Source organism: Tengunoibacter tsumagoiensis (assembly GCF_003967535.1).
GTDB lineage: Bacteria > Chloroflexota > Ktedonobacteria > Ktedonobacterales > Ktedonobacteraceae > Tengunoibacter > Tengunoibacter tsumagoiensis.
The window spans coordinates 4,486,855-4,513,548 of record NZ_BIFR01000001.1 but is presented as its reverse complement, the minus strand read 5'-3'; the positions used below and the strand labels follow the sequence as shown (position 1 = coordinate 4,513,548).

The following is a 26,694-nucleotide window of genomic DNA, read 5'->3' as shown; positions in this document are numbered from 1 at the left end:
AGACTGAACCAGTTCCTTCATCATCGTGATCATCATCGTGATCATCCTGATGATATCTTCCAGATGTGCTATTTGATAATGATAACGATGGGTAGAGGTGTATAGGGATCGATCGTCACCTTGTGGTTTCCACTATTTACATAAAGACTGGTTGATGATCCACCATCCAGATTCAGCGCTGTCTGGATAGAAAGGTCTGAGTTCAGGAGAAGATCGGCCATCTCGTCTAACGAGAAGGCCATGGCCGGACTGACAATCAAGAGGAGCCGCCCCTGTTTATCTATCGCAATCACACTGCGCCGTTGAGAAGCAGCGTTAGCATTGAATTGGAAGCGCTGTCCGTTTGTAATAAACATGGGAGCGCCTTCCGTTGCCTGTTGAAGTTGCTCAGTATCGGGATCATAGCCCTGGCCCTTCAGTGCACGTAAGATCACATTCCCAGCTTGATCGACAGCTAGAAGCCCACCATCGCCGGTGGAAGAGTAGGAGGACCCCACATAGGTCTGTCCATCGGCAATCAAGAGCGCGGTGGCTGTCTGTTTCTCATCGAAGTAGCCGCCATTGATAATCGCCGTTGCGCCAGTCTGTTTCATCCAATCGCTGGTGGAAAGAGGTTTATCTGGCTGATAGCCAACGCTAAGATGGACCTGTTTGAGATCAAAGCGGGCAATAGTGACGATATCCTCGTTATTGCCGGGGCTTTTCCAATGTTCCTGACGGATCTCAACACCTGTTTTTGCTTTGATCCAGGTATTGAGAGGGATGCCATTGCCACTTTGATCTCCAACCGTTGCCTGACTGGTAGCGGTGGCGCTATTGCTATCCAGGCTGGGGAGGAGATCACAGGAGGCCAGCAAAAAACTGACCAAAAGACAAAGAACAAACACAGGTTTCAGGTCTAATTTTGCTGGCATTGCAGTGATTTCCTTGCTAGCTAGGCGTGATTTAACGGCTCCAGGGTGTTGCCTCAATGGCAGACATTGTGCCCTTAAATTCCATCGCCAGTTTGAGGGCGGCATCATGAGCTGCATTTTCCGTCGTATCATCCAGGGGAAGCAGATCAAATTTGCCGTAGCGGCGCTCGAGAGCGCGCTGAATCAAGAGATCGGTTAGCCAGGGATTTTTGGGTAGGACAGGGCCATGGATATAGGTGCCAAAGACATTTTTGTAGATGGCGCCCTCACCGCTATCCTTGCCATTATTACCCCAGCCGGCCAGGACCTTGCCCAGGGGCTGTGCTTTGGGACCAAGGAAGGTTCGGCCACTATGATTCTCATACCCAACCAGAACTTTTGTTCCGATATCAGGGAACGTGCACTCTAAAGCCACATGGGTCATAAAGCGCTGGCTTCCCCCTTCAGTATACAAATCAAGGATACTGGCTCCCTTGAACTCAGGTCCCTGATACGGTTTATAATAGTGTCCCAGGAGCTGATAGCCCGCACAGACGCTTAAGAACGTCACATTCGCCTCAGCGGCTTCCCGAAGAGACTCTGCCTTGAATTGAAGATCCTTTGAAGCGATCTCCATCTCGCGATCGGCAGCGCCATGAATGAGAATCAGATCATATTTTGTGAAATCGGGCGTCTGTTTTACATAAATGGGATCGACCTCAGTACTGATGCCACGCCATTTGCAGCGCTTCTCAATAGAAAACAGATTTCCACGGTCAGCCGCTACGCTCATCAGCGTAGGGTAGAGATGACCGATTTTCAGGACCATACCTGTATCTTTGATATCCTTGCTCATTGCTTGCCTACTCCTCCCAGAAGTGTTTGACCCAACCACGTTTCTGCATGATTTTGCGGAGCTCCTGGGTTGGGGTATAGCCACTCATGATATATAATGTGCCACCGGGTTCGACCTGCTTGAGCGCGGCATCCAGGGCTTCTTCACGATCAGTGATAATTTTAATTTTATCGATGGGAATCTCAGCATATTTGAGACGCATCGCCAGCTCTTCGGGTTTATTGCCGCTACAGATCGCATCCAGAATCTCATCAGCGACCTCTTCCAGATCGACATCCCAGAGCCAGGCGAAATCTTCGCCATCGACCACCGTATGGCTCATTGCCAGCAACAGATGTTTCTTGCCGGCATGTTGATTAATCAGGCGCAGCATCAGGTTAAACGAAGTTGGGTTTTTGACAAACGAGAGATAGATCGTTTTATCGCCAGCCTGAATCTTCTCCAGGCGACCAAAGGCGGTTTTCAGATTATTAAAGCCATTCTGGGCCTTCTCCATCGGGAAACCAGCGGCCATTGCGGCACCAATAGCAGCGGTGGCATTGTAGACATTATGGAGACCAGGCAGCGAAAGCTCTAGCTTCATCTCGCCCTGTGGGGTACGAATCTTCATATGGGAGGGGCCCTCGCCATCGGTGGCCAGAGCGACAGAAGTCACAGCAATATCCAGCTTGGGAAGAGTGTAGCCACACTCTGGGCAGCGATAGAGTCCCAGATGGGAAAGGTAGGCCACCTCGTACACAAAATCGCTATTGCAATGAATGCAGCGAATAATATCGGCAGATTGTTCTGGTACTGGCGTGCCGACTTCCGTAGTCTCGAGCCCAAAGTAGAGCCGTCTGGCCTTGGAGTTCAGACCAAAGTTGGCAACCTGTGGATCATTGCCATTGAGCAGGATCGTGGCCGTCTCAGGCAGGTCTTCCAGCATCTTATTGAGCGCGCGGCCAACCGAATAGAGCTCGCCATAGCGATCTAACTGGTCGCGGAAGATATTTGTAATCACAACGACATCAGGCTGGATTTCTGGCACAGCCAGAGGAATCGTCCCCTCATCGATCTCAAAGAGCAGAACATCGCTATCCAGACGGCCAAAGACGTCCGCAAAATTGACGGCGACCGATGTTACGCCTTGAAGGAGATTCGAGCCGGTGCGGTTCTGTGAGACGCGATGGCCATTGGCGTCAGCGATAGCAGCGGTCATGCGTGCAGTCGTTGTCTTTCCATTGCTGCCAGTAATGACAATTTTTTTCGCTTTACTACTGCCAACGACCGATTTAAGGACATTGGGATCAATGCGGCGAGCAATCATCCCGGGCAGACTGGTGCCGCCTCCAATGTGAAATAAGCGGCCTGAAGCGCCAACTAGTTTGCCAGCCGAAATTGCAAAGGCCAGGCGAGCTTTATGTAATCCTGTTGGTGCTGTGCTGTCATTGTTTGAATTCTCTGTTTGCATAGAAACCCATACCCTGACTAAAAATTGTGCAAGGCGTCCCTGGAGGCCTTGCCTCTATGGTTTAACGCCACAAACAAACGAAAAGAAGCACTCTGTCACGTGGTGCATCTGCTTTCTAGCTCGTTGGGCAACTGTGTCGGTGGCATCAAAGAAATGCCAGCTGTACAGGTACGCCGTTTGCAGTATAACAAAACATGATGAGAGCGGGCAAGTGAATTAGGCACATTGTCCATTTGTACAACGCAGGAACAGCAAATTTTCCACTTGCTCTGTAAAAGTGCTGGATATTTAGTCGATTGTTTGGATTGAATCAAGGCACTCTGTCCAATCATGTGTTTTGTGCTACGTATTTTTGTTGATCTTATTGATCGTCATGAATGGACACTGGCTATACTTTGGTACACTGTTTCGTGGTGAGATCACACTGAATGCTCCCATGGTCAAAGCGTTGTTTGAGTATATTTGTAGCAGGCGATTGTGGTTGCGACTGCGGGTAGCCAAATTGATCGAGTCCATTGTTCTTATCAAAGAAATCGAGAATTGGTCCCGAGATACTATACCCACTATAAATATAGTAGCGACCTGAACTGGCTGTTGGAATAGTATTCTCTTTCTTATCGCGAGTAAAGTGGTTCCAATCGACCCCAAAAGGGATGGGACTTTTTGCATCGGCATCCTTAGGTGAGGTCCAGGTAAAATTATTGTAGCCCCAATTCATGAGATCGCGCATATCGGTCCACCAGTTGTTGGTATGAAGAGTGACGCCGATGAGATGATGATTGTTGCGATTGCATTCAACAACCTGAATGAAGTTTGTGCCTGCATCCCAGCCAGTTTTGCCAGCATCAGCGCCAGGATACCACCAGAGAAATTGATTGCCATTATCCAGATCATGGGCTGGATGTTTGTCTGTCTGAGGAATCTGATAGTGTCTGGTTGCGCTAATCTCGTGGATAAAGGCATTTCCCAGGCTGGCGCGCCCTAGAACGGCCAGATCGTGAGCGCTTGAGAAATGTCCGGTCATAAGCAGTCCATGAGGATTAAGAAAATGGGTATCGTGCATACCAAGCTGGTCTGCGCGAGCATTCATTTTGGCGATAAAAGCCTGCTGACTACCGCCGATGGCATCGGCGATGACCACCGCTGCATCGTTGCCAGAGACCAGGAGCAGCCCATAGAGAAGTTCCCGTAAGGTATATGTCTCTCCTTTCTTGATGCCCATTAACGCGCTATCGGCAGAGAGCTGATTGATATCGTTCTGAATTGAATCGGTGATAGTGATACTGCGATCGGGATCTCCCTGTTCAGCGGCCAGGAGTGCTGTCATCAGTTTGGTTGTGCTGAGCATGGGGAGATGCATAAAGGGATTACTGGCATACAGTGTCGCCCCCGTATCGGCGTCAAGGAGATAGGCGGCTGTGGCATTCACAGGTGGGGCAGGGTGATCCGTATCTGTAGGAGTAATCACCAGTTCATGTGTGTCAGCTTCGTTATTGCTTGAGGTTGGCTGGTTCCCAGGGAACGGAAGATGAAGCTGCCCTCCTGGTGCGTATGTTGTAAGAAAATTGGATGCGATCGGAATGAACAGAAGCAGTGCAATGCAGCTTATCAGGACAATGAGAAAGGCTGGTGTAAGCTTGAGGCGCCGCCAGGGAGAGCGTCGAGGATAGAGAAGCTCCTGCCCACGTGGTTGATAATAGGTAGCTGGAAGAACATCGGAGACCTGAGAGCGTTTGCGCTGTGAGACCATAATTTTGTTTGTTGTCCCGGGCTGTTCCGGGCCAGCCTGTGCTGCGAGATCTTGTTCGGGCAGGCGTTGCGTGCGGAGTCTGGTCGTACCGCGTGGCGCTTGAGCTGTCTGAACACCTTCTTCTAAGAGATGGGCTGGTAGTCGCCGTGTCTGATAGCCATCATCTTCCAGCAGATAGGCTGGGAGGCGGCGTGTCTGGTACTCATCTTCTGCAAGATCTGCTTCAAGTGCTGGACGACGAGTGCGTGAATGTCTGTACTGAGGGTCCAGTCCTACATCTTCTGCGGCTGGTGGACGGACCACGCGATTGGTGCTGGTATTGGTTCCCAGGTCTAATGCATGATCCCTGGTCTGCCGGAGCTCGCGTAAGCGTAAAGAAGAAGTTGTGCTTGTGTCGCGCTCATCGTATTGCAGCGAGCGTTGTGTGCGTGGAGCCTTTGGTAGAGTCCTCTCATTGAGAGCACTCTCGCTCTGCTGAGAGGCGCGTGATGAACGTGGGCGTCTGGTTGCGGGAGCAGGGCGTTCATGTTCATCGGTATGAGGCGTTTGTGGAATGTTAGATGGTCGTGAGGAACGTGGACGGCTCGTTGCAGCGGTACGATCTGGTGAGGCCGGTGTCGGGCGAGCTGATTGTGTCCGGGTGGGGGCACCATCCTCTGGGAGAGACTGTGGCCGTACGGCTCTGGCTGGAGTCTGTGACGAGCGTGATGAGGATGTTCGGGGCTTGCTGGTACGTGGCGTGATGCCAGTGTTTTGTTCTGGTTCTCCTGGTGAGGGATCGGCCCAACCAGTATCGAGATTGAGCGTCTGATCTCTGGCCTGTCGTGGGGGACGAGATTGATTGGCTTTAGCGATTGAATTGCGAGTACTGTTTTGTGTTGGAGAGAACGTGCGTTCGGTGGGAGCACTCTCGTCGTTCTCATAATTCAGTGAGCGGCGTTTGAGCTTTGGTAGAGCCTCAGAAGATTCGACGTTGGTAGCCTGTGGGCGTCTTGTTCTGGGTCTGGACGTAGCAGGTCCTGGTATCTCTCTTTGATCGTCATCGTTGGACGGCAACTTTGGCATACGCCGACTCCCTCCGTTATACCACCATTCACTCTACATAAGGCAGTATATGCATTTGATTTATTGAGAAGTTTTTAGTACACATTTATGATATCTATCTTACTCATCCTTCACCCCTGTTGTCAACTCTCTACCCTTATCTACTGAAAAATAGGAATCAGCCGTCCACAGGAGAAATTGTTAAATTTTTTACAATTCATTGAAGCTTTCCTGAAAGGTTTATGTTAGATTTTTTGTAGAACACCCACAGAAGAGATAGACCCACAGCTTTGAATATTCTTGATGAGTAACATCTGACTGTTCATTTGATTTTTTCACTTTTTTTAGACAAAAGAGAAAAGAAATGGCACCATCGGTACTTTCTTTATAGTGCTTGTATATGGTACTATGAGCAGTATAAAGGAAGATGAACGTGGAATAGGCCATCTTTATAGCAAAAAAACGTCAATGGGGACAGAAACGGGCGGAAAACAGGATATATTCTTATGAAGATGCAAAATACTCTATCGCCGTCAGTTGCCAGTAGTGCGAAGTACTCTTACAATGATCTGCCCGAGCGGGCATTGATTGAACTTGTATTGGCAGGGGATCAGCGTGGTTTTGAGGGGCTTGTGCAGCGGTATCATGCTCCTTTATATAATTTCATTGGCCGTTGTTTGCATGATTACGAACTGGCATGTGACGTCTTGCAATTTGTCTTTCTACAGTTGTACATCTCCCTTCCTAAATTGTCATTGAATCTTTCCTCGCAGCATGCGAAGAATCCGTTGAAGTCCTGGTTGTTCCAGGTGGCCTGGAATCGGTGTATGGATGAGTTGCGGAAGAGGAAGCAGCGCCCTCTGCTGTTTTCCGAGATTGAGCCGATGGAAGATGATGAGGAGGTCTCCATTCTTCAGGTCCTTCCCGATCCGAGTCGCTTGCCAGAAGAGATTTTAGAGCTACAAGACCTTCAATGGACGCTCTGGCAGGCTATTCAAGACCTGCCGCCAAAATTTCGGGCGGTAGTCCTTTTGCGCTATCGAAGCGATATGAGTTTTGGCGAGATAGGAAGGCTACTCCACATGCCAGAAAACACAGCCAAGACCTACTTTCAGCGTGCCAGGCCGCTGTTGCGCGTTGCTCTTGCCCCTTATATGCAGGCATCTCAAGTATCTCGCATGTATACAAATGCATCGGGAGATCTCAACGCCCTTGAGGCGATTGGCAGTCGATGAGATAGAGAGTGTGCATGTGGACAGAGATGCTTGACGAGTGCTCTCTGTCCATGCTACTCTGCCAACGGTTAGCCTCTCGTTTTGGTGCGATGGGAGAAGTGATCTAAGCAAGAGCCAGGTGCATCCACGAGTCACAAGAAAGGAACATCCTGATGGATTTCGCTGAAGTCAAGAGTCTGATTGAAGAGAGAAAGGTTGAATATATTAAGATAGGCGTCCCCGATATGGAGGGCGTTTTTCGTGGCAAGCGTGTTGCTGCACGTTTCTTTCTTGATTCGTTATCTGATGGTTTTGCCCAATCGGATGTCTTATTTGGATGGGATATTGCTGAGAACGTCCTGCCAAATCTCAAAATTAGCAACTGGGAGCGTGGCTTTGGCGATTTTGTGATGGTGCCTGATCTGACTACTTTTGCCGTTGTGCCGTGGGAGCAGAACGTTGCTACCTGTATTTGTGATCTGTGGACGGAGCAGGGCCAGCCCATTCATATTGCTCCTCGTTCGGTTTTACAGACGTTGGTGGAGCGGGCGCGCAGTCTGGGCTATGAGCCAATGGCCGCCTCTGAATTAGAGATGCGTTTCTTTCGAGAGAATCAAGTGACGCTCCGCGACAAAGATTTTGGTCCTGATCTGACTCCGTTGAATCCCGGGACAAATTGTTATGTCATTAGTCATGCCAGTGCTGATGAGCATCTGATTGGCACTATTGCCCGCAATATGCGCGATTATGGTGTCGAGCTGGAAGGATATAATCGCGAGCATGGGCCGGGTATGTATGAGCTCAATATGCGCTATACCGATGCATTGACCGCTGCCGATCGCACCCTGCTCTTTAAAAATGGGACCAAGGAGCTCTGTCATCAGGGAGGGTATACCGTCTCATTTATGGCCAAATGGAATGATCAGGAGGATGGCAGTAGCGGCCACTCGCACCTCAGTCTCTGGGATCGCACGAAGGAGCGGAACGTTTTCTGGGATGATGCGGCGGAAGGACATATGTCAGAGACGATGCGCTGGTTCCTGGCAGGTGTATTGCAGAAGATGCCTGAGCTAATGGTCCTCTATGCGCCGATCATTAATTCGTATAAACGGTATATGGAAGGGACCTGGGCACCGCTCAACACCTCCTGGGGGATGGATAACCGTACCTGTGCTGTTCGTGTGATTAACAGTGGACGTAAGGCGATTCGGATTGAGAATCGTGTTCCGGGCTCAGATGCAAACTTTTATCTGGTCTTTTCCGCTATGCTGGCCAGCGGTCTGTATGGGATTGAGCAGAAATTGGAGCTTCCGCCACGCCTGGATGGCAATGCATATAATCCAGCGAACCTGGCTCGAGCGATCTCAGCTGGAGAGCTGCACGTATTACCACGCAATCTAACGACCGCTACTGATCTCTTTGGACAGAGCGCATTCGCTAAAGAGTACCTGGGAGCAGACTTTGTCGAACATTTTGTGGCGACCCGCCGCTGGGAGGTCAAAGAGTTTGAGAAGGCTGTCACGAACTGGGAGCGCCGCCGCTATCTTGAGTTAATTTAGGAACGTTTAAAGCGCTGGCGGCATCGTATACATCATCGCTGCATGCTGAGTATGCTAAAAAGGACTGAACAGGCGACTTCTTTGCCATCATCAGAAAAATTCACCTGTTCAGTCCCTGTACTGATCCGCTTGCCTTAAGTTTATGAGATCTTCTTTTCCTCTTCTTCAACCCAGCCATGCTCTTCACGGAAATGGAGCCCTTGTTGTTGCGCCTCCTCAGCGCTGAGATAGGGAAGTAGATGCCCTACCAGTGGCTGGCCCTGTTTATAGAGATTAAGATTTCTCCAGGCTGCATCATGCATTAAAGTAAGTGCGCGAGCGGGATCGCCCAGGGTCTCTTCAAGATAGCGGAGAGCATTGCGAGCCCGGGCCTCTTCCAGTGCTGATTGATGCTGCTGACCTAACAGGCGCGAGAGAGCCAGTAGTTCTTCTGTATGCACAATGCCCAGATGCTCTCCTTGCAGCATGAGACGGAGTCCGCGCGTTGCTGTAGGATCAAGAGTGGCGACATTAATCTCTGTATCATCGCGCATGCCACGATTATTGAGATTCCCTGATCCCACGGTTGACCAGAGATCATCAACAACAGCGACCTTGGCATGCACATAGATGGGCCGATAGTGGGTGCGGCCACCTTCCTGAGTCGAGGTCGCCAGACAAAAAGCTTCAAAGCGGCCTTCATCGTTCGCTTGAGGAGCACCTTCACGAATGCGCATCAGACCAGCATCGCTAAAGCCTCGACCGACATTGGGATGATCGGGCAGAATAATCGAGGCAAACGCACCTCTTTGGAGCGCCTTGATCAGAGCCTGCACATTCTGTTGCATCTCATAACTCTCGGTCCCCGCAAAAGGAATATCGATCCCATAGAAGGCTCGCAGCCAGAAATATTGATTCTCGAGATAGACAAAGCGTTGAATGTTATTTAAAGCATGGTGATAGAGCTGAGCAATACCTTGAGTCGTAATAAATTTGTAGGTATGTTCAGGAATCGTACGTGCGACCTGGACCAGGCTCTGACTTTTTAGAGGTGGAGCAATGGGATGCTCAGGAACGAGCAGATCTTCAGACAGATGATGGCGTGTCACAACATCGTTCCAGCGCTGGCGAAAATTGAGCTCGACATCGCTGGCTGCTGGTCCTTCGATAAGACTATGGGCATCATGCCAGGGATGAGGGGTTGCCCCCTTTGCCGTCTGACGCAGCGGTGTCGTAAAAGGGTGATCGGGCAGATCCCAGCGGTCAAACTCTCCTTCTTTCTCAATCAAAGGATCGACCCCACCCACAAAGGCCGCCTGCCCATCAATCACAGAGAGCTTTTGATGGAGCGATTCGATTGGGTGGTGGAGCACTCCCTGTGCACTATCATCGAGCAAGCATGTTACACCAGCGGACGTGAGCTGTTCATGAGCCTCTTTAGGGCTATAGTGTGATAGCACATCACTACATTTCCAGAGCAGCACCTTTACCTCAACCCCTTTGCTGCGCGCATAGGCAAGGACATTGCGAACAGAGAGAGCGTTTTGTTGCCAGAAAGCAATATCGGCCTCTTGTAACCCCTCTGCTCGGAGCTCAGCCAGAAGCTCTTCCTGCTCAGGACTCCCATCGGGGCCACGGCGATGATCCTTGCCTCGGACAAGCTCTAATAAAGGAGTCATCCCCCAATTTGCCAGATAAATATACTTTTGTGCTTTGAGACAATGGCGACAGATCTCCAGCATCGCGCTTCGTCCATCTACCAGATAGAGTACACGAGAATCAGTGCGGACAGGCGTATCGCCTTCTGCCCACCAATTTTGGTGGACTTGTTCATGTGAGAGCTGCATAAAATATCTCCTCTATTCATAGGATCTTATTCATAGGATCTGGATTAAACCCATCAACATAAAAACTCTTCCCTTGTATTACTGATTAAACGTATGGAAAGAGCCATCATGAAAAATCTGATCCCCATCACGACGCAGGGGAGATTGAGCTGCGTCAGATGGCAAAATGTATGAGAGATTCCCCTTTTTTCTAGCGTACATACTATACCTTCTTTTTTCAATGTAATGCATTATTGCGTTGTGTAGATGAGAAGGGGGAAATAATTCGTTTAAGCCTGGAAAATAGTACGAGTCAAGCTTATTTTTATTGCGCTTATTCCTGGAAGCAGCTGTAAGTTGTAGAGGAGAAGACGACCTTATGAAGCCTGGTAAGAGATTAACAGTACCGATTCTCTCAAGTTTTCTTTGTGCTTTAGCCCTGATCTTATCCGCCTGTGGTTCAACTACCAGCACGCCGACGAGCGTCACGAAGGCCGATGATAGCAAACAGATTTTTCGCTATCCCGTCGTTGGTGATGTGGCAACACTTGATCCAGCTCTGGTCGAAGATACCGATTCAAATTTCCCCATTCAGAGTATTTATACCGGTCTGGTAACCTTAGATTCTAAATTGCAGGTTAAACCCCAGCTGGCAGAAAGCTACAATGTCTCATCTGATCAGATGACCTATACCTTTAAGCTGCGCTCTGGATTGAAGTTTAGCGATGGGTCACCTCTGACCGCCAAAGATGTGATTTATAGCATCAACCGCACCGTCTTGCCAGCAACCAAATCGGACGTCAGTTATTATCTTCAACTTCTGAAAGATTTTGATAAAGTAAATGCGGGAACTCTCCCCACTTTGATTGACGATAGCCTCTCTGCTCCTGATGACAACACTGTTGTGATCAAGATCAGCCAGCCAGCTGCCTATTTCCTCCAGGCTCTCTCCTATCCGACCTCCTATGTCGTCAACCAGAAACTGGTTGAGCGCTACGGTCCTCAGTGGACCGACCATCTGGACGAAGGTGCTGGTTCTGGACCCTTCAAGGTAGCGAGCTATTCGCATTCTAAGGGTATTGAATTGGTAGCGAACGATACCTACTATGGCAAAAAGCCAGGCTTGAAGAAGCTTTCGATCCCCTTCTTTACCGATCAGGCTGCCATGTATCGTGCCTATCAGTCGAAGCAGTTGGATTATACACCAGTTCCGCCAGAGAACCTGGAGACTGAGCGCAGCAATAAGCAGTTTCGTGAGCTTTCGCAGCTCTCAATCAGCTATCTTGCGATGAACTATTTGGCGAAGCCATTTGATAATATCAAGATTCGTCAGGCGTTTGCGCTGGCTCTGAACAAAGATATTATCGTCAAAACTGCTGTTCGCGGAGCTTACACGGCAACGAATCATATGATCCCTCAGGGAATGCCTGGATATGATCTGGAGCTGAAGGGACCAGATGGTACTACCAGCACCAAAGGGAATCCTGATAAAGCCAAAACGTTGCTGGCTGAAGGCCTGAAGGAAGAGGGTCTGAGCTCCTTACCTCCAATTACTCTGACCTACTATGCAAAGAATCCTGGCTTCAAAAAAGCGATTGATCAGGCTCAGCAGCAATGGCAGGACAACCTGGGTGTCACCGTTACCGTGAACAGTGTTGCACGTGCCGAACTGTTGAAGTTGGAGAGCGCTACCAAGAATAATGCGGGACCTTTGCAGATGTGGCAGGCTAACTGGACAGCCGACTATCCCGATCCCCAGGACTGGCTCTCAACCTTCTATCAGAAGGGAACCGATTACAACCAGTTCAATTATGGTCAGAACAATTCAACTGCAGCGACTGAACAGCAGGCGGTACAGGATGAGCTGGTCAAGGCAGATGTTGAGTCCGATAACGCAGCCCGCCTCAAACTGTACAACGATGCTGAGCAGAAGACCATCAACGATGTGGGCTGGTTGCCACTATGGCAGCTCAAAGCTCAGTCTTTGACACAGAGCAATGTTCATGGCTTTAATCTGAACTCACAGCAGCAGCTTCCGCCCGATGATTGGAGCGATGTCTACATCACCCAATAGATGGAGCCTCTGCTGAAAAGCAGCTAAAAATGCAGAGCGGTAAGCATCATCTCACCGTCCGTGGTCTACAAAGGCTACGGACGGTTTCCCCATCTCTTGGACTTCAAACAAAGACTGTAGAAAGAGTGAGGAGCTTAATATGGTACAGTTCCTGATCAAACGACTGATCGGACTCCTCTTTGTGATTCTAGTTGTCACATTTTTAACGTTTATCATTGGTTATGCAGCCCCTGGTAACCCCATTCAAGTCTTACTTGGCGATCACCCCAATAAAGCCCTGGAAGCGAAGCTGATGCATGACTACGGGTTGGATCTACCCTGGTATCAGCAATACGCGAACTTTTTAATTCGTCTGCTTCATTTTGATCTGGGGACCTCCTTCAAGACCATTAATCGGCCGGTCTGGGCGATTCTGAGCGATGGAGTTCCGATCTCAGCCGAACTGGGCTTCTGGGCCCTTCTCTTGCAGATTGTGATCGGGGTTCCTCTTGGCGTTATTTCGGCAATACGTGCTAATACCTGGGTTGATACCCTCAATATGGGTGTGGCATTAATTGTGTATGCCGTTCCACTCTTTGTCCTGGGAATTCTCGCACAGTTTGTCATTATCTGGATTGACAAGAACACAGGTCTGACCTGGCCGAGTGCACAGTGGGGAAACCCCTGGCAGTATAGCTGGAACGATATTCAGTACAAACTGGTCCCCATCCTGGTCTATGCCGCTGCGGGTATGGCTTATTTCTCACGCATAGCCCGTACAAGCATGCTAGAAGTCTTGCGGCAGGATTATGTACGCACCGCTCGTGCCAAGGGGTTGAGTGAGCGCCTTGTCAATTATCGGCATGCATTTCGCAATGCCTTGATCCCTCTCATCACTGTTCTGGGTACTTCAATTGGTTTTCTGGTTGGGGGAGCCTTCTTTGTGGAATACGTTTTCTCCATCCCAGGCATTGCACGCATTACCATTGATTCCATTAACAATCTTGACTACCCTGTAGTGCAGGGCACGACCATTATTCTTGCAGTTGGTGTAGTGCTTGGGAATCTTATCTCAGATCTGCTCTATACTGTCGTTGATCCACGTATTAAAGCTGAATAAAGAGGGAGCAGAGCATATGAGTCAACATGATGCTGAACAAGAGCGTACTGAGGTTCTGCCGCCCGCCGAGACAGAGATCGAGAATGCACTAGCTGTAGAGTCGCTGGTGGTTTTAGAGGGTCAGGATGGCAAGGAGCCGAAGGTTGGTTCAAAAAAAGATGCTGGAACACCATTTCGTGATTCGCTGCGTCGCCTCCGTAAAGACAAACGTGCGATGGTTAGCCTGAGCATCATTGTTTTGTATATTTTGATTGCACTGTTTGGACCATGGATCTACCAGCATATTGGGAGTGATTATACAAGTAATGTGAATGGAAGAATTATCCATTCGGAGGTCTATCATAACTTCTCGCATCAAGAGCCAGATCGGCAGGACGAGGGCCCGTCGGGGCAATACTGGTTGGGGACCGATGCTATTGGTCGTGATCTGTTTGCCCGATTGATGCAAGGAATGTTGATCTCAATCTGTGTTGCCTTTGCAGTTGAGGTTGTAGATGTCGTCCTTGGAATCACCATTGGCGTACTTGCTGGCTATTATGGTGGCTGGATCGATCAGCTTCTGGCACGGTTTGCGGATGTAATTTTTGCTTTTCCAGGACTCCTCTTTGCCATTCTGCTGGTTGGCATCCTGGGAACACGCGCCAATGATACCCTGGGGAAGATTCCAGTTATTGGTCCCAATGGCAACGCTCGCCTTTTACTGGTCTCGATTGCCCTTGCCTTTACCGTCTGGCCATTGATGGCACGTTACGTACGTGGTCAGACCCTACAGCTTAAAGAGCAGCAATTTGTAGAAGCTGCGCGTACCTCAGGGACCAGCGATATTCGCATCCTGCTGAGACATATTATTCCTAATCTCTTTAGCATTGTGGTCATCTCTTCCACCCTCAATATTGTGAATACGATTGTCGGTGAGGCTGGATTGAGCCTGCTGGGTCTGGGCGTTCAGACCCCCGGGGCCAGTCTGGGTCTGATGATCTCAGATGGAGCTGTTGAGCTTAGCGTCCATCCATGGGAGGCATTATTGCCCGCTGGCGTCCTGGTTCTCATCGTTCTGGCCCTCTCCTATTTAAGCGATGGCCTGCGAGATGCATTTGATCCACGTGCGAAAGATTGAGGACCGAGTACTCATCAAAGAGGTCTGTTCGGGGTAAAAAAGGCCTCTTTGAGTAGCTGTTATCCCATGCTATTCAGCCAGCTTTTTGCAAGAAGTGAGAAAGAAACCAGGAAAAAAGAGAAATTTGCCAGGAAAATGAAAATTGCCCGCAAAAAGCCTTGACTTTTTGGCTGACCTTATGGTACCTTTAATTTCGTAAAGATAAGAAAAGATTGTTATTATTTTACCGCCGTATCTAGATAGAAATAATTGGAGGTGCCAACATGCTGCAATGTAACATGTATAATGCGGCACGTCTGTTTTTCTGGATAGGTGGTACCGAACGCCTCCAATGCAGAAAAGACGGTACTGCATTCCTCTAACGAAAAACCTCTACCCAGGATGATTGATCGTCTGTGCCAATCAAACGCACACTGTCGGCGTTGCCCATGAGAAAGCAATGAGCCGATCGCGGTATTGGAAAAGACCCTCTCCAGGACTGAATGTTTCCATCTATCGGCGTTGCCTGTGAGAAAGCAATGAGCCGACATGCAGATTCCCAGACCAGACCAGTACATTAAACGCTTGTAAGCCCTTTTGTGTGGCGAAAAGATGCCTGCTTGCTCTATGCAGGTAGTTTTTCTATGGCCTTTAGCACAGATGAGCGTTTGTACTGATGTGCGTACGCGAGCGAGAAGAAGAGAATCGCCCATGAAAGAGCTGTTGTGGTATAGCGCAAGAGAGCCCATTCATCTGAATGTTTTGTCTCGACGAGCCATAAACCTGTTTAGGAGCCGTCGAGAGCAGTTCAAAATACAAGAAAAGGAGCAGACGATGATGACAACTCAGAAGAACAAGAATGTGACCATGAAGGCCCGCCAGAATGAGAACTTGAAAGTCCAGCGGGTCCCTCAGATCAGCCGGAACGCAAACAATGCAGTCATGCTCCAGGCTCCGCGCGTGACCCGTGTGCGCCGCTTCCGCCGTGGAATGATGATCTGGGTTGAGGAGACCGAAGCATAAACGTTGCCCATGAGAGAGAGGACGAGCGGCTCGAGACGCTCGTCCTTTTTTTGCGCCTCTCATTTTTGCGTCTCTAAAAGGAGGCATTCTTCTCCGTTCAGCGCAATACATAGCTGTTCATGCCCCTTTTTGAAGGGACTGTAATGGTATACTTTTTAACGGACGCATTTTTGAAGAGAACACGAAACAGTCTGCATTGAGGCAGAGGAGGTATATTGATGAGTATCGATGATCAGGCTTTGCTAGAAAAGTTCAATGAATCCGCCAGGAAAATCCTGGACCATGCACAAGAAGAGGCCAACTATTTTTACCATAATTATATTGGCACAGAGCACCTCTTACTTGGAATCTTGCATGAGGTTGAGACAGTAGCAAGTGTAGTGCTTAAATCCTTTGGCGTGCAATTGGAGACTGTGCGTAAAGCGCTCGAATATATTGTTGGGCGGGGTGAAACAGTTGTTAGTGGACCATCGAGCATTACTCCACGCACAAGAGAAGTGATCAGGTTGGCAATAGAAGAAGCACAGCGACTGAATGCTCCGTTTGTTGGCACAGAGCATCTTCTGCTCGGACTTGTGCGCGAAGGCGAGGGGATTGGTGCAAGCATTCTTAAAAATCTGGCAGGCAATCTCAATCGCATTAGTGACAAAACCCTGGAAGCGATTGCTCAACAAAAGAGTGAATAACAGTCAATCAAGGCATCTTTGTTACTACGGGGAGGGCTTGATGAATGAGATTGGCGGCTAACTCGAATGAGAAGAGACTGGTATTAATCAAAAGATGATAGAGTCCAGGTTGATGACCATCATTTCCATAGTAGCGGCGCAGATAGCTCTCTTGTTCGTAGTCACGTTGTTCTAATAAACGGGTTGCATCGGGTCGTGAGAGTTGGTACTGACGCATCACATGTTCCAGGCGATAGGGGAGGGGCGCAAAGATAGAGATATGTAATGTACGTGGGGCGTTACGGAGCAGGAACTGAGAGCCACGTCCTACAATGACCGTATTGCCCTGACTGGCGAGATTAAGAATCACCTTTTGCGTGAGATGGAAATAGGCCAATTCACGTGAATTACTCATTGTTGACGTGGTTGGATCTGCAAGCGTATTGTAATTGACTGTAAAAGGCGTGCTGGCCTGAATTGCCTTAAGAATATGCCCAACTACATTTGTCGTGGGTGTAGTGCGTAGAGATGGTGGTGGAGGCTCCAGGCCTAATCGCTGCCCAACCTCGCGAATAATTGTGTGATCAACATAACTGAGTCCGGCAGCGCGGGCTACAAGGCGCGCAACCTCTGAACCACCACTGCCAAACTGGCGTGCAATCGTAACGACCACCATCTTTTCAGGTGGCACGCCTGAGGGCATCGGGTCAGCGGCCAGTGTCGTCTCAGGAAGAACTTGCGTTGCTCCCTTTTCCTGGCGTTGTGGTCTTTTTGCTGTCTGGGGCTGAAATAACGGTTCCATCTTGCCTGATCCTTATTATTTAGCGCACGATCCATTACTTCTTGCTTGTATCGTACAACGTGTATAGTTCAGGATGCAAGCAAGGAGACACTAGAATTAACTAGAGGTCAAGCAGTTCAGCTTTCTGTAAGATAGTACTCAGGCTACGGACGATAGCTGCATCCACCATTTTGCCATCGAGAGCAATGGCCCCCTGACCCTGCGACAGCGCCTCTTGATAGGCAGTAGTGATACGGCGGGCGTCAGCGATCGCTTCTGGCGTTGGAGAGAAGACCAGATTGGCAATAGGAAGTTGATTGGGGTGGATGGCCCATTTCCCAACAAAGCCAAGTGTCCGGGCATGTAGACATTGTTGTTGATAGCCGAGATCATTTTTAAAGTCGGCATAAGCACCATCGATAGCATCGATCCCAGCAGCTCGTGCAGCAATAGCGATCTTATTGCGCGCATAATGCCAGAGGTCGCCGGGATAGCCCTCAACCGAGCCTTCGATGCCCCGGCTATCCATCCCTTGAGAGGCGCTATAGTCTCCTGGACCAAAGATTAAAGCTTCCAGGCGTGAGCTAGAGCGGGCAATCTCCTCGATACAGATCATTGCCTCCACCTCTTCAATCAGCACCTCCAGCCCGATCCGCCTGGTTAATCGAAGGCGTTTTTCAATGAGCGTCAGGAGCCGATCGACCCACAGAACATCGAACGCAGTCTTCACCTTGGGCACAATGAGCAGCTCCAGGGCAGAGCCAGCCTCCTCTACAATCGTAATAATATCCTGATAAGCATACTCACTTTCAAGATCATTGATACGTACTGCTCGCGTTTTTCTGCCCCAATCCAAATTTTTCAAAGCCCAGATAGCTTTGCCCCGAGCAGCCACCTTCTCATTGGGGGCTACACCATCCTCTAAATCCAACAGAACGAGATCAGCCGTACTGGCGGCGGCCTTTTCCATCATTCGCGTATTGCTGGCAGGCGTTGATAGCTCAGTTCTTCGTAAACGCATACATGCTCTCCTCTCTTTAGAGAGCATATCACATACGTATCTTGCGTTGAAATAGTTGATGCAAAGAGCGCAAAAGTTCTTAGTGCAAAAAAGCTCGCCTTCTAGAAAGAAGGCCTCTTTTTCTTTCTAGAAGGCGAGCGTAGAGCGAAGATCAGAGATTAGCCAATCACCTGTACATAGAGTTCACAGATTGCCATCGTCGCATCTTGCTCTCCGACGTGCTGAGAAAGCTGGTTATGATAGCCATCGACACGTTTCATGCGGGCATCGATAAAGGCGTGTTTGGCTGATCCCAGCTTTAGTCCAGACAAGCCTCGTTTCATTGCTTCATACTCTTCTACAATCTGTTGGCGTAACTGTGCGACCTCGCTTTGTGCCATGCTGAACTCCTTTTAATTGTTAAAAACAATGATGCCAGATGTTAAATGGTAAGAGTGTTCGCAATAAAATGATAGATTTATATGCTTAAACGGAGCTTCTCGCCTTTTTCGTTGAGAATATGAACGTGTTTGTTCGTACATACATGGCTATACTCATTACTATATATAATAATGTCAGATTCTTCAACATTTTTTGTCACACAAATGCCTATCAATACCGAATAATGTCAGATTCTTCAACATTTTTTGTCACACAAATGTCTATCAATACCGAATAATGTCAGATTCTTCAGCCTTTTTGTCGCACAAATGTCTATCACTATAGTGGACAAAGTCATACACTTGCAATGTGTTTGTCTTTCTTTATCGGCCTTTTTAATGGCTCTGGTCAGTGAAAGCGAAAAGAGAGCTTTACCATATTCGTGGGTAAAGCTCTCTCTTCTGATGCTAGGGTTGATGTCCTATGCTCTGACCTATCAGGCGGCCTGTGCTTTGGGTTGACCTCGCCTGAAATTTACTATGCGTAATCGGGGTCGAGCGAGGAGTAGCGAAAGCGCGAAGAACACCACAGCCAGAGCAAGGCTTATCAGGTCATAAACATGCCATGGAGCAACCTGCCAACTGCCTAATTGAAAGAGCGGTGGAGAAGCGATATAGCCAATAGAGCCTTTGCCATAACTAACAACCATCCCGGGGTTAACAACGTAGGGAGTGAAGCGAAAGAATGGTAGCGCATTAGAGGGAAGGATACTCGAGAGAGCATACAGAGGATTCCAGATATACAGAAGTTGTGTTCGATGGGGATACATCTGAAGATAGCGCCAGTTTCCAGTATTGATGAAGAGATAGTTGAAGGCAATAGGAATCAGGAGCCAGAGCAGACCGGTAATATAGGTAATTGCCGTAGAGATTGCTGGTCGCTTAAACAGAAGTGAGCAGAGGAGCCCATAGCTACCGAGAAGGAGCGTCGTACTCAGGAAAATAGTGAGTGCACTGCCAATCTGAGAAGGAGAGACCCCGCCAAAGAAAAAGACCAGGCTAAAGAGAGGGATAGAGGCTGCAATAAGGAGAAAAGCATTAATCAGGCCAGCGACCAGTTTCCCCATTACCAGAGAGAAAGTTGAGAGGCGAGAGCAGAGCAGCATATCATAGGTCTGACGTTCCTTCTCGCTATTGATCGCGGTAGATGTGAATGAGGGAGTAATAAACACAATAAGGAGAAGTTGTATATTGGCGAGAAACGAATACAGCGAGAGCCCGAGATCACTTGGCGAATTCAGGCTGTAAGGACCTTGCGATACATTGGAGCGATTGGCATTAAGCATGAGCCAGCCCAGCACTCCCATAAAAGTGATATAGCCAACAATCACCCAGATTGTACGTTCGCGGCGCAAGCGCATCCGCATCTCAAGCGTAAGAAGCGTTAAGAACTGCATGCTTCAGCCCAATCCCTTTCAATTATATATGGCTGTAACTTTGATCCTGCTTTATTTATAGCATATTATCTGGCATGTTGTCCTAAAACCCCATCTATATGAGACAAAAGCGTTTTATTGGGCAAAGAAGGCAATGAGTCACCTCATTGCCTTCTCGAAATGTAGCGCTATTGTCCTTATGCACGCTCAAGGAGGTCTTCGTATTCGAAGTTTAGCGCTATTATACTTATGCACGCTCCAGGAGGTCTTCATATTTTGGATCATAATGAAGAACCTTACCTTCAGGCATTAGTAGGATCATCGTTGGTTTTAAGAGTCGGACAAACTCGACATCGTGAGTAACAGTTACAATCGTGCCATGGAAATTGCCGAGGGCTTCACCTATAATATTTTTCGAGATCACATCCAGGTGGCTTGTAGGTTCGTCGAGCATGAGCAGATTGGGGCCATCGAGCACCATCTTTGCCATCGCCAGACGTGTCTTTTCACCGCCGCTGAGCGTTCCAATCTTCTGAAAGACCCGATCGCCCTGGAAGAGGAAGCGGCCCAGAACACCTCGAACATGTTTTGTATCAGTAGGGAAGACAGCAGTTGCCTCATTGATTACAGTATTCTCATAGTCGAGACCTTCATTCTCTTGAGCATAGTAGCCCACGTGAACGCGGTCGCCCATTAAGATTTTTCCAGAATTGATGGGGGTGAGATTAAGAATAGTGCGCATCAATGTCGTCTTACCTACACCGTTCAGCCCGACAATGACCAGCCGCTGTCCTCGTTCAATTTCGAAGCTAATATCCTTAAAGATCTGTTTCGTCCCATAGCTTTTATTGAGCTTCTCAGCTTTAATTACGAGCTGGCCACTCTGCGTACGCAATGGAAATTCAATCTTCATCTTGCGGCTCTGCTGTGGCAGTTGTGGCTTGCTTTCTTCCAGAGTAGCGATACGCTTATCCATGGCAATACGTTGTTTTACACGTGTTGCACCGAAGCCACGCAGGCGATCAGAGGTCTTTTTTAAGCGTTCAATATCGCGCTCCTGCTGTTTCTTTGTGCGCTCCATCAGAGCCAGAGCATCCCCGACAGCCGTCAAGTAGTTGGAATAGGTTCCACGATACTCCTCTAGCTTATGGGTAAACTCATTTAAGCGGAGAACCTTATTGATACTGCGGTCGATGAGATCGAGATCATGCGAGATGATCAGCAATGCTCCCTGATACGACTCCAGGAAGTCCATCAGCCAGAGAGTGGCTTCAACGTCCAGGAAGTTTGTCGGCTCGTCAAGCATGAGGAGCTCAGGCGACTGAAAGAGAAGACGTACGAGCGCGAGCTTTGTTTTTTGTCCACCGCTCAGAGTACTGACCTCACGATCGAGAGGGACACCACCGATCTTCAGACCATCAATTAATTGCTCGCAGCGAGCATCGGCATCATAATAGCCGAGAGCATCGAGGCGAGATTGTGCCTGTTCGAAATCTTCCAGCACCTTTTCCAGCTCATCACCTTCAACGGATGCAATCTTATGAGAGAGAGCTTCATATTCCAGGATCGCCTTATCCAGTCCAGTGGCACTAAAGATAAAATCGCGAGCTGTGCCGCCATCTGCAACGGGAGCCTCGTGAGCGATATCCTGTGAGAGATAGCCATGGGTGCGAGGGAGAACGACCGATCCGGCATCAGCCTCTTGATAGCCAGCCACAATTTTTAAGAGAGAGCTTTTCCCCGCGCCATTGATTCCAATCAGCCCGGCCTTCTCACCAGGAGCGACCGTAAATGAGACATCATCCAGGATCCTGCGGGCACCATAAGAGAGTTTAAGATGGTTCACTTGTAACATATGTTTATTCTGTTTCCTTTGTTTGCTTCCTGCTCATTGGACTATTTGAAAAACCTTGGTTGGTCTGCGCTTATCAGACACCGATGAAGGGCGCCGCGCACGCTACAGTTCTGGTGGGCTGGACTCCTTTTTCGGCGCTCGCACATGGAAAAGTGGCGGGAAGCAAGAGTGGTGAGCCACGGTGCCGCAAAGCAAGCAACGAAGAGGATCGATGCCCGGCGACACACGCCTTGAAAAGAGAGAAGGGAGGAATGGAAAAGAGAAGATGCAATGCAAGTGAAGACGTGCTCACTTCAGCGATGAAGGTGTGGTGAGCATGCATCAAAAAGTACCATTTCCTGCCGCACAAGCCCTGGCGTGGTCGCTCATGCGGCGGTATTGACCGCGAGTGGTAACGCTCTTTTCATAAAAAATCCTGGAAAAAACCCTTCCATGAAGGTTAATACAAGCTCCTAAAGACGTATAGGAGCCCTATAAAGGATAGCAGCACAGGTGCAGCTTGTCAAGAGCGCAGCAGTTGCGAGCAGCAACTGAAAGAAAGGGACTCCACTTGATAGCTGCGGTTTTTCGTTCAAGTGGAGTATAGCTTGTTAGGAAGTCTGATGAACAGGCGTTGACAGTGAGATCCATGATGACCAGGGGCCAGAGAGAGATGATTGTGTCATGAGATAGAGATCACTTTGTTGTTGCCGTACATTCTCACCAACTGCAAAAACGGTCAGCGTACCGTTGGTGGAAGCGGTCACGGCGAGGGTCCCTTCCAATGTTGTTCCTGCTGGCTGTCCATGACAGGTCCAATCAGACCATGTGGCTTGCGGTCTGGTCTGCCAGACGTGGTAGAGGCGAAAGTTTGTGCCCAGGACAAAGACTTCAAGCGCTCCACTGCTATTGCAGACGATCTGAGCATTATTAAAGACAAGAGCATTCTGTGGGTGTCCATGCTCTTGCCATTCTGACCATTCGCCAGAGGGAGATTGTTGAGAGAGTTGATGCAGATCGCCATCAGCGATAAAGAGCGTCAGTTGCCCCTGTGCATTCATGTGGAGCGTTGGCTGGAGGTTGTCGGTAAGTGGGGTCAGAAGCGGACCTGTGGGAGGATGTCCATGGGAGCGCCAGGTGCTCCATGGTCCCTGTGGAGTTGTCTGTTGAAGATGATAAAGATCTCCATCCTCGCCTACAGCAAATAGCTCCAGGCACCCTACGCTATTGAACGCCAGGGTAGGGATATTGGCGAGGCTCCCATTCGCTGGATGGCCAAAACAGTGCCACTCTGACCAGATAGTTGTCAAAGGATCTTGTGAACAATGATAGAGATTGCCATCCGCTGCAATCACAAAGAGCTCCAATTGTCCACTTGTCGAGATTGCCAGCGCGGGAATCTTATTTAAACGGAGCGTTGGTGAGGGGAGCTGCAAGCGTAGCCATGGGCTCCAATCCTCTCTTCCACCTCGTTGAGAGCGCTGCCAGAGCTGCTGCCCATCGTGTGTAATGGCACAGAGCTCGATACGCCCGTCTGAATGGGCTGCAATGGCGGGTCTTGCTGCGAGCTCACCACTGCCTTCGGTGTCTTGCGGCTGCCCATGTTCATGCCAGATGGTGTCCACGCCAGTAGAGCAGATTTGCCAGAGAGAACCACTGGTTGTCACTACAAAAAGAGTCATCAGCTCGTCGCTATGAGAGATTAAGACAGGTCCAGAGCGAAAATTCATGCCACCCTCACTTCCTATTTTTGTCGCACAAGATACGTGCTATCTTTCTTTGAAAGAATAAATAGATGAAAAGTTCAACCACTATATTTTAGTTTATTGATCTGATAATAAAGCTAAAACAGACTAAATGTCAATACATGTTTAAATCATTTAATGCATTTTTAATATGGAAATAAATAGTTCGTTTTTGCGATCGAAGAAACAGGAGTTCATCATTCTGAAGCGATTGTCGTATGAGAAAGTCGCCAATACGGTTCTGAGGGAAAGAATATGAAGGGATGGCGCCTCGCTCTCAAGAAGTAGTGAGACGCTATATGAGATGCTAGAGAGCTGTTATTCAGGAATGGGAACGGCTATTTCATCCAGATCGGCATCTCTTCATGACCCATACCAAAGTGATGGGCAACCTCATGGAGAACAGTGGCCCTTACCTGGTGGCGGATGCGTTCATGATCGTAGCCACAGAGCCGCTCAATTGTCTGTTGATAGATCGTAATGCGTTCTGGTAGGAGGGCATGTTGATGGCCCCAGGTAGTCAATGGGACTCCTTGATAGAGCCCCAGGAGTGTCTCACCATTGTGGAGACCTGCCTCTTGCAGACTCTCACTGGCTGGCTCATCCTCGACAATAACGATAAGATTGCGCATCTGTTCATAGAACTCGGCTGGAATTGAATCCAGCGCCTCCTGCACGAGTTGTTCAAACGTCTCCTGAGCCAGAGAAGCCCCCATAGTAATCTCCTCATCTTGAGCATACCGGATCTGTGGCAAGGTCGGTAGCTTGCTATTTTGTGGTGGTAGACTGCGAAAAAGAAGAAAGCCAGTGAGAAACAAAGCACAGCATAAGAAAAGAGTCTTGAGATCAGTAGGAAGTGGCAGATAGAGGAACAAACAGAGCAGGATGATGGTGATGACCACCCCGACAAAAGCATGAAAAGAGCGAGCGTTTTGCGCTGCTACTTCTGGAGGAATATCATCTGCATCAGGTTCAACGTCTGACTGTAGCTCCTGCCAGGAGGATGATGTTTCAAGTGTATCTGGATCAGACATAGCTGGCTCCCTCTTTACATATCTCCTGCACTTTCCTGAGAAAATGTTCCTTCTTCATTATACGAGATTGTCTGCTGGAAAGCTTGTACAAAGTTGTCTGGAAGGTAGCTATAACGATACAAATCTTAAGAATAGTATACAATGTTTCTACGTTTTTTTGTTCTTATACGTTGCCATATTGTAGCGGTAAGTAGTTATCTTCGTGATCACCACTGGCATTCATAGTGTATCTTGATCGAGAGGTGAATAGAAAGCCGGATCATCATAAGGGAATTGAGATTGAAACGGTGCATTGTCGGGCGGGATTGCAGGCTGATCCTCTGGTGGTATTGGTCGCGCGGGTTGTAGAGCCGTGGGTAGTTGATAAACGATGCTCAGTTCCCGGATTTTCCGTGGCCGTAGCAGGATCGTCCCATTTAAGATAAAGAAGGCACAGAAGACCCCATTGACGATAAGCGCTTCAGTTAAAGGAACGCTTTGTACAAGTTTAGGGTTCGTAGAGAGCAAGATCAGGCCGCCTACATCGCGAATGGCATGCAGGAGAATCCCTGGCCAGATCGATGTGGTTCTTAAACGGAGAGCAGCCAGCAGGATCCCCGTTCCAAAGGCAAGTAAGAGTTGCCCTACAACATAATTCAAGGTAAAGCCAGCCGAGAGATTAACGAGATGCACGCAGGCAAAGAGGAGCGAAGAGACAAGCGTCGCAAGCCAGATTCCTTTTGGCAGTAAAGCACTTAAGAGTATACCCCGAAAAAAGCCTTCCTCCGCAAAGCCCACCAGCAACGCCAGTGCAGTGCTCATCAAGATAACTGTAAAGGGAGCCTTATTCGTTACTGTTGGGAGTCCACATAAGACTGGCAGTGCCAGGAGCGCTATAGGAGCAATGCAGAGTACAACTTGCTGGTTCGTACTCAGTCCACGGGTGAAACCTGTGGTGGTCCACCAGCCGAGGAGTGAAATCATTATGGCCACAAACGCTGCATAGAGAGCTTCAGCCAATAGATTAGCTGGTAAGAAAGGGATATGCAGTGTATGGACCACAGGCCCAAGCACAAACCCCAGTCCTCGCATAAAGGCAAGTTGGAGCAGGAAGAGCGACCCCGCACTGAGATAAGGATGGTGCTCCGCCCATCGTCCCAGACGCGTAAATCTCTGACGATGAAGAAGATCGATAGAGGTGGGTGAAAAACTGCTGACTGGCTCTTGCATACCAGGGTGTCCCTTCTACAGCTTTTTAAATAATCTGCGTATCCACATAGAGTAACTATATCATAGGATGCTTGTGTTTGCCTAGAAAAGTCCGACTGGACCAAAAAGAGAAGATTGGCAAAATTCGTTGTCAGAACTGTCGAAATGGTCAGATCTCGTTCGTCATCTCTATGAAAGAACTCTTAAACGAGTTTTTCTGATGAGATCTATTGTTTGCGATAGCGACGATAAAGAAGGAGCTAACAATGCGCTACTTAGCATTAATTTATGGGAACGAAGCTGAGGCTGCAAAAATGACCCAGGCTGAGCAAGAGGCAGAATTCAACGCGTATGGAGAATTTGCGCAGGCGGCTGGCGAGAGTGGCGTCTTACTTGGTGGTGAGGCCCTCCATCCAACGAGTGCAGCCACCACCATTCGTGTGCAAAACGGAAAAGTCTTGACCACCGATGGCCCTTTTGCTGAGACCAAAGAACAGCTTGGTGGCTATTATCTGATCAAGACCGACAATCTCGACGAGGCAATCAAAGTGGCTTCTCAGATTCCAGGCGCGAAGGTTGGTTCCATCGAGATTCGCCCCGTTATGGAATGGGAATAGTTCGCGTCTTCTGATTGGTAGAACAGGATCTTGCGCCCACCAAAAAGGGGGCTACACTTCGGCGTGGCCCCTTTTTGGTGGGAAAACCCTCCCTTTCTTCTTTTTAACTGTACAACTGATAAGCTTCTATCTATAATGAACAAATAGGTTG

At 48.9% G+C, this 26,694-nt stretch carries 22 protein-coding genes; 8 read left to right on the top strand and 14 right to left on the bottom strand.

Annotated elements, in window-relative coordinates; genetic code table 11:
* Positions 1–68 precede the first annotated feature (68 nt).
* The 4 genes from EL628_RS17695 to EL628_RS17680 all read right to left on the bottom strand — a co-directional run bounded on the left by EL628_RS17695 (position 69) and on the right by EL628_RS17680 (position 6,014).
* The gene (locus EL628_RS17695; RefSeq protein ID WP_161975576.1) at positions 69–914 is read right to left on the bottom strand and encodes a phosphodiester glycosidase family protein; all 846 of its coding nucleotides are present in this window, start codon (positions 912–914) and stop codon (positions 69–71) included.
* A gap of 31 nt (positions 915–945) precedes the next feature.
* Positions 946–1,749, bottom strand: a complete 804-nt coding sequence (locus tag EL628_RS17690; protein WP_218028943.1) for a type 1 glutamine amidotransferase — start codon at positions 1,747–1,749, stop codon at positions 946–948.
* Between the two features lie 7 nt (positions 1,750–1,756).
* A complete protein-coding gene (locus EL628_RS17685; RefSeq protein ID WP_126581239.1) occupies positions 1,757–3,199 on the bottom strand; it encodes a MurT ligase domain-containing protein in 1,443 nt (480 codons plus the stop codon).
* A 388-nt stretch (positions 3,200–3,587) separates the two neighbouring features.
* Positions 3,588–6,014: a D-alanyl-D-alanine carboxypeptidase family protein gene (locus EL628_RS17680; RefSeq protein ID WP_126581238.1), complete on the bottom strand. Its 2,427-nt coding sequence runs from the start codon at positions 6,012–6,014 to the stop codon at positions 3,588–3,590.
* A gap of 485 nt (positions 6,015–6,499) precedes the next feature.
* Between EL628_RS17680 and EL628_RS17675 the strand changes: the two genes are divergently transcribed.
* Entirely contained in the window at positions 6,500–7,228 is a 729-nt protein-coding gene (locus EL628_RS17675; RefSeq protein ID WP_245994135.1) for an RNA polymerase sigma factor, read from the top strand.
* 152 nt (positions 7,229–7,380) lie between these two features.
* Entirely contained in the window at positions 7,381–8,766 is a 1,386-nt protein-coding gene (locus EL628_RS17670) for a glutamine synthetase family protein (protein WP_126581237.1), read from the top strand.
* Positions 8,767–8,906: 140 nt separating this feature from the next.
* Here EL628_RS17670 and EL628_RS17665 read toward each other — a convergent pair whose 3' ends face one another.
* Positions 8,907–10,592, bottom strand: a complete 1,686-nt coding sequence (locus EL628_RS17665) for a phospholipase D-like domain-containing protein (protein ID WP_126581236.1) — start codon at positions 10,590–10,592, stop codon at positions 8,907–8,909.
* 358 nt (positions 10,593–10,950) lie between these two features.
* Here EL628_RS17665 and EL628_RS17660 point away from each other — a divergent pair, with 358 nt between their 5' ends.
* The 3 genes from EL628_RS17660 to EL628_RS17650 all read left to right on the top strand — a co-directional run bounded on the left by EL628_RS17660 (position 10,951) and on the right by EL628_RS17650 (position 14,861).
* A complete protein-coding gene (locus EL628_RS17660; protein WP_126581235.1) occupies positions 10,951–12,645 on the top strand; it encodes a peptide ABC transporter substrate-binding protein in 1,695 nt (564 codons plus the stop codon).
* Positions 12,646–12,784: 139 nt separating this feature from the next.
* Entirely contained in the window at positions 12,785–13,744 is a 960-nt protein-coding gene (locus EL628_RS17655; RefSeq protein ID WP_126581234.1) for an ABC transporter permease, read from the top strand.
* Between the two features lie 16 nt (positions 13,745–13,760).
* Positions 13,761–14,861: an ABC transporter permease gene (locus EL628_RS17650; RefSeq protein ID WP_126581233.1), complete on the top strand. Its 1,101-nt coding sequence runs from the start codon at positions 13,761–13,763 to the stop codon at positions 14,859–14,861.
* A gap of 218 nt (positions 14,862–15,079) precedes the next feature.
* Here EL628_RS17650 and EL628_RS17645 read toward each other — a convergent pair whose 3' ends face one another.
* Positions 15,080–15,391 (bottom strand): hypothetical protein, encoded by a 312-nt coding sequence (locus tag EL628_RS17645; protein WP_126581232.1) that lies wholly within the window; start codon positions 15,389–15,391, stop codon positions 15,080–15,082.
* Positions 15,392–15,674: 283 nt separating this feature from the next.
* Between EL628_RS17645 and EL628_RS17640 the strand changes: the two genes are divergently transcribed.
* Together EL628_RS17640 and EL628_RS17635 are read left to right on the top strand one after the other, a co-directional pair.
* Positions 15,675–15,863: a hypothetical protein gene (locus EL628_RS17640; protein WP_126581231.1), complete on the top strand. Its 189-nt coding sequence runs from the start codon at positions 15,675–15,677 to the stop codon at positions 15,861–15,863.
* A 218-nt stretch (positions 15,864–16,081) separates the two neighbouring features.
* On the top strand, positions 16,082–16,549 hold the full coding sequence (locus EL628_RS17635) for a Clp protease N-terminal domain-containing protein (protein ID WP_126581230.1): 468 nt from the start codon (positions 16,082–16,084) through the stop codon (positions 16,547–16,549).
* A 7-nt stretch (positions 16,550–16,556) separates the two neighbouring features.
* Here EL628_RS17635 and EL628_RS17630 read toward each other — a convergent pair whose 3' ends face one another.
* The 8 genes from EL628_RS17630 to EL628_RS17595 form a co-directional block, all read right to left on the bottom strand.
* A complete protein-coding gene (locus EL628_RS17630; RefSeq protein WP_126581229.1) occupies positions 16,557–17,330 on the bottom strand; it encodes a cytidylate kinase-like family protein in 774 nt (257 codons plus the stop codon).
* Positions 17,331–17,430: 100 nt separating this feature from the next.
* A complete protein-coding gene (locus EL628_RS17625; protein ID WP_126581228.1) occupies positions 17,431–18,330 on the bottom strand; it encodes an HpcH/HpaI aldolase/citrate lyase family protein in 900 nt (299 codons plus the stop codon).
* 158 nt (positions 18,331–18,488) lie between these two features.
* Positions 18,489–18,710: a hypothetical protein gene (locus EL628_RS17620; protein ID WP_126581227.1), complete on the bottom strand. Its 222-nt coding sequence runs from the start codon at positions 18,708–18,710 to the stop codon at positions 18,489–18,491.
* Positions 18,711–19,186: 476 nt separating this feature from the next.
* The gene (locus EL628_RS17615; RefSeq protein ID WP_126581226.1) at positions 19,187–20,146 is read right to left on the bottom strand and encodes an ABC transporter permease; all 960 of its coding nucleotides are present in this window, start codon (positions 20,144–20,146) and stop codon (positions 19,187–19,189) included.
* A 226-nt stretch (positions 20,147–20,372) separates the two neighbouring features.
* Positions 20,373–21,980, bottom strand: a complete 1,608-nt coding sequence (locus EL628_RS17610; protein WP_126581225.1) for an ABC-F family ATP-binding cassette domain-containing protein — start codon at positions 21,978–21,980, stop codon at positions 20,373–20,375.
* 590 nt (positions 21,981–22,570) lie between these two features.
* Positions 22,571–23,689 carry a PLL family lectin gene (locus EL628_RS17605; protein WP_126581224.1) on the bottom strand — a complete coding sequence of 373 codons (1,119 nt, stop codon included), beginning with the start codon at positions 23,687–23,689 and terminating at the stop codon, positions 22,571–22,573.
* A 353-nt stretch (positions 23,690–24,042) separates the two neighbouring features.
* A complete protein-coding gene (locus tag EL628_RS30365; protein WP_218028942.1) occupies positions 24,043–24,738 on the bottom strand; it encodes a metallopeptidase family protein in 696 nt (231 codons plus the stop codon).
* A 219-nt stretch (positions 24,739–24,957) separates the two neighbouring features.
* Complete coding sequence (locus EL628_RS17595; RefSeq protein ID WP_126581223.1) at positions 24,958–25,947, bottom strand: CPBP family intramembrane glutamic endopeptidase; 990 nt, start codon at positions 25,945–25,947, stop codon at positions 24,958–24,960.
* A gap of 245 nt (positions 25,948–26,192) precedes the next feature.
* On the opposite strand from EL628_RS17595, the gene EL628_RS17590 reads away from it, so the two are divergent.
* Entirely contained in the window at positions 26,193–26,543 is a 351-nt protein-coding gene (locus EL628_RS17590; RefSeq protein ID WP_126581222.1) for a YciI family protein, read from the top strand.
* The last annotated feature ends 151 nt before the right edge of the window (positions 26,544–26,694 follow it).

Bases quoted from the DNA above. Each gene is read 5' to 3' on its own strand.
- EL628_RS17695 (WP_161975576.1), bottom strand. From the start codon at position 914: ATGCCAGCAAAATTAGACCTGAAACCTGTGTTTGTTCTTTGTCTTTTG.
- EL628_RS17690 (WP_218028943.1), bottom strand. From the start codon at position 1,749: ATGAGCAAGGATATCAAAGATACAGGTATGGTCCTGAAAATCGGTCAT.
- EL628_RS17685 (WP_126581239.1), bottom strand. From the start codon at position 3,199: ATGCAAACAGAGAATTCAAACAATGACAGCACAGCACCAACAGGATTA.
- EL628_RS17680 (WP_126581238.1), bottom strand. From the start codon at position 6,014: ATGCCAAAGTTGCCGTCCAACGATGACGATCAAAGAGAGATACCAGGA.
- EL628_RS17675 (WP_245994135.1), top strand. From the start codon at position 6,500: ATGAAGATGCAAAATACTCTATCGCCGTCAGTTGCCAGTAGTGCGAAG.
- EL628_RS17670 (WP_126581237.1), top strand. From the start codon at position 7,381: ATGGATTTCGCTGAAGTCAAGAGTCTGATTGAAGAGAGAAAGGTTGAA.
- EL628_RS17665 (WP_126581236.1), bottom strand. From the start codon at position 10,592: ATGCAGCTCTCACATGAACAAGTCCACCAAAATTGGTGGGCAGAAGGC.
- EL628_RS17660 (WP_126581235.1), top strand. From the start codon at position 10,951: ATGAAGCCTGGTAAGAGATTAACAGTACCGATTCTCTCAAGTTTTCTT.
- EL628_RS17655 (WP_126581234.1), top strand. From the start codon at position 12,785: ATGGTACAGTTCCTGATCAAACGACTGATCGGACTCCTCTTTGTGATT.
- EL628_RS17650 (WP_126581233.1), top strand. From the start codon at position 13,761: ATGAGTCAACATGATGCTGAACAAGAGCGTACTGAGGTTCTGCCGCCC.
- EL628_RS17645 (WP_126581232.1), bottom strand. From the start codon at position 15,391: ATGTCGGCTCATTGCTTTCTCACAGGCAACGCCGATAGATGGAAACAT.
- EL628_RS17640 (WP_126581231.1), top strand. From the start codon at position 15,675: ATGATGACAACTCAGAAGAACAAGAATGTGACCATGAAGGCCCGCCAG.
- EL628_RS17635 (WP_126581230.1), top strand. From the start codon at position 16,082: ATGAGTATCGATGATCAGGCTTTGCTAGAAAAGTTCAATGAATCCGCC.
- EL628_RS17630 (WP_126581229.1), bottom strand. From the start codon at position 17,330: ATGGAACCGTTATTTCAGCCCCAGACAGCAAAAAGACCACAACGCCAG.
- EL628_RS17625 (WP_126581228.1), bottom strand. From the start codon at position 18,330: ATGCGTTTACGAAGAACTGAGCTATCAACGCCTGCCAGCAATACGCGA.
- EL628_RS17620 (WP_126581227.1), bottom strand. From the start codon at position 18,710: ATGGCACAAAGCGAGGTCGCACAGTTACGCCAACAGATTGTAGAAGAG.
- EL628_RS17615 (WP_126581226.1), bottom strand. From the start codon at position 20,146: ATGCAGTTCTTAACGCTTCTTACGCTTGAGATGCGGATGCGCTTGCGC.
- EL628_RS17610 (WP_126581225.1), bottom strand. From the start codon at position 21,980: ATGTTACAAGTGAACCATCTTAAACTCTCTTATGGTGCCCGCAGGATC.
- EL628_RS17605 (WP_126581224.1), bottom strand. From the start codon at position 23,689: ATGAATTTTCGCTCTGGACCTGTCTTAATCTCTCATAGCGACGAGCTG.
- EL628_RS30365 (WP_218028942.1), bottom strand. From the start codon at position 24,738: ATGTCTGATCCAGATACACTTGAAACATCATCCTCCTGGCAGGAGCTA.
- EL628_RS17595 (WP_126581223.1), bottom strand. From the start codon at position 25,947: ATGCAAGAGCCAGTCAGCAGTTTTTCACCCACCTCTATCGATCTTCTT.
- EL628_RS17590 (WP_126581222.1), top strand. From the start codon at position 26,193: ATGCGCTACTTAGCATTAATTTATGGGAACGAAGCTGAGGCTGCAAAA.